Annotated in this window: 3 protein-coding genes; 2 read left to right on the top strand and 1 reads right to left on the bottom strand. The window is 59.2% G+C overall.

Features of this window, described 5'->3' with window-relative positions:
* Positions 1-140: DUF520 family protein (locus D8V06_RS22705; RefSeq protein WP_130931857.1), on the bottom strand; the 140-nt coding region annotated here is incomplete at its 3' end.
* 142 nt (positions 141-282) lie between these two features.
* Here D8V06_RS22705 and D8V06_RS22700 point away from each other — a divergent pair.
* Together D8V06_RS22700 and D8V06_RS22695 are read left to right on the top strand one after the other, a co-directional pair.
* Positions 283-1,200 (top strand): putative 2-dehydropantoate 2-reductase, encoded by a 918-nt coding sequence (locus tag D8V06_RS22700; protein ID WP_130931856.1) that lies wholly within the window; start codon positions 283-285, stop codon positions 1,198-1,200.
* A gap of 45 nt (positions 1,201-1,245) precedes the next feature.
* A partial coding sequence (locus D8V06_RS22695; protein ID WP_130931855.1) for a PAS domain-containing protein occupies positions 1,246-2,747 on the top strand: 1,502 nt, incomplete at its 3' end.

The following is a 2,747-nucleotide window of genomic DNA, read 5'->3' as shown; positions in this document are numbered from 1 at the left end:
ACGGTCAGGTCCTTTTCCTTGAACTCGAAGCTGCCCTTGCCTTTCAGGTCATAACGACGATCGAGTTCCTTCACGGCGTTCTCGACCGCGTTGGTGACTTCGTGTTTGTCCAGTTCGGATACCACGTCGAACGACGGCATGTAATCTCTCCATTAAATAGGGGGCGCTCGATCAAGAAGGAGCACACCTGGCTTGCGGTAAAAATCCGCGCTGATTATAACGGGTCTTTCCGATCATTCACTGCGAGCCGTCCATGCGCGCGTCAAACAGAGCAAAAAGCTGATGTCCACTACCTGGCATGTACTCGGCGCTGGCAGTCTCGGTACTTTATGGGCCACTCGCCTGGCACGGGCCGGGTTGCCGGTGCGGCTGATCCTGCGCGACGCCCGGCGTCTGCAAGCCTATGAAGTGGCGGGTGGACTGACGCTGGTCGAGCATGGCGCAGCGCAGCACTACCCGGTACCTGCCGAAACACCCGATAGTAAAGAGCCGATCGATCGATTGCTGGTGGCCTGCAAGGCCTACGACGCCGAGCACGCCGTAGCGCAACTGGCGCCACGCCTGGCTCCCGGCGCCGAACTGATTCTGTTGCAGAACGGCCTCGGCAGCCAGGACGCCGTAGCCGCACAAGTGCCGCAGGCTCGCTGCATTTATGCCTCCAGCACCGAAGGCGCTTTTCGCGATGGCGACTGGCGCGTGGTGTTCGCCGGACACGGGTTTACCTGGCTGGGGGATGCCGGTCATCCCGCCGCACCAACCTGGCTTGAAGAATTGAACAGCGCCGGTATTCCCCATGAATGGAGTACCGAGATACTCACCAGGTTGTGGCGAAAACTGGCACTCAATTGTGCCATCAATCCACTGACTGTGCTGCACGATTGCCGTAATGGTGGTTTGCAGGAGCACCGTTGTGAAGTCGCCACCCTCTGCGGTGAACTCACCGAACTGCTTGAGCGCTGCGGTCAACCGGCAGCAGCGGAAAACCTGCAACAGGAAGTCGAGCGGGTGATTCATGCCACGGCGGCCAATTACTCGTCGATGTACCAGGATGTCAGCCACCAGCGCCGGACCGAAATCAGCTACCTGCTGGGCCATGCCTGCAAAATCGCGGCTCGACATCAATTGAATCTGCCACACCTCAATCAACTGCAACAGCGCCTGATTACCCGACTGCACAGCCTTGGATTGCCCAGCGACTGAGCAGCGGCTACGCTGGCCACTTGTTCCTTTGCAGCGATAAACCTGATGCCATTGCGCCAGCGCCTTGAAAACCTGCCGGTCGGCCAGAAACTCCTGGCCGCCCTGTTGGTGCTGTTGACCACTGTTTTGCTGGTCGCCAACCTGACCTTTATCAGCGCCGCGTATTACATTTCCCAGGAAAGCATGGCGCCCCAGGCGCTGCAGACCATCGGACGCCTGGTGTCCAATCCGAGCCTGATTTCCGAAGCACTGACTTCGCCGCAAAGCGCTCAACGCCTGCTCGACGAACTCAACAGCTACTCACCCTTGCGCGCCGCTGCACTATATGACGGCAAGGGTGAACGCCTGGCACAGTTGCAGCATGGCGATCACCTGAGTCTGCCAAAAAAATACGGGCATATCGAATCCTGGCAGGCCACCGAATTTCGCAGCAATCAAGTCATCACCCTGCCCCGCCCAGGTGCCGCGCCGGGCCACTTGCTGTTGGTGGCCAGCAGCGAACTGCCGATGGCGTTTTATACCGGGACCCTGACTGCCAGCCTCGGGATCCTGATTTTCAGTGTCCTGCTTTGGCTGGTCATCGCGAGGCAGATCAAACGCCTGATTACCCGGCCGATCCATCAACTCGAAGAGCTTTCCCGACAGGTGACCCGGGAAGAGAACTACGCCCTGCGTGCCTCACGGGGCAACCACGATGAAATCGGCAGCCTCGCCGAAGCGTTCAATACCATGCTGTCACGCATTGAAGCGCGGGAGCAGCAGCTCAAACGCGCACGGGACGATTCCCAGGCGGCCTATGACCAGGCTCAGGGCCTGGCCGAGGAAACCCGCCACACCAATCGCAAACTGGAGCTCGAAGTCCAGGTGCGCAGCAAGATCGAGAAGAAACTCACCGGCTTCCAGAACTACCTCAACAGCATCATCGACTCCATGCCATCGGCGCTGATCGCGCTCGACGAACAGCTTTACGTGACGCAGTGGAATCAGGAAGCCAGTGCTCTGTCCGGCACTCGCCTGGATGAAGCCTTGAACCAGCCGATCTTCCTCGCCTTCGAGCCGCTCAAGCCGTTTTTGCCGCAACTCAAGCAAACGGTCGAGCAACATACCGTAGCCAAAATCGAACGCGTGACCTGGATCAAAGACGATGAGCCGCGCCATTACGCCCTGACTTTCTACCCGCTGATGGGCGGTGCCGGGCGTGGCGTGGTGATACGAATCGACGACATCACCCAACGCCTGTCCCTGGAAGAAATGATGGTGCAGTCGGAAAAAATGCTCTCCGTCGGTGGCCTCGCCGCTGGCATGGCCCATGAGATCAACAATCCGCTTGGTGCGATCCTGCACAACGTGCAGAACATTCGCCGCCGCCTGTCCCCCGAACTGCCAAAAAACCTGGAGCAGGCCGAACACATAGGCGTTGAGCTGTCGACGGTCAATCAATACCTGCAAGCCCGGGAAGTGCCGCAGCTACTCGACGGCATTCAACAGGCCGGCGCCCGCGCGGCGAAAATTGTCACCCACATGCTCAGTTTCAGCCGCCGCAGTAC

It is taken from the genome of Pseudomonas sp. Sample_24, from assembly GCF_004307605.1.
Classification (GTDB): Bacteria; Pseudomonadota; Gammaproteobacteria; order Pseudomonadales; family Pseudomonadaceae; genus Aquipseudomonas.
This window is presented reverse-complemented; position numbering and strand designations above follow the sequence as displayed.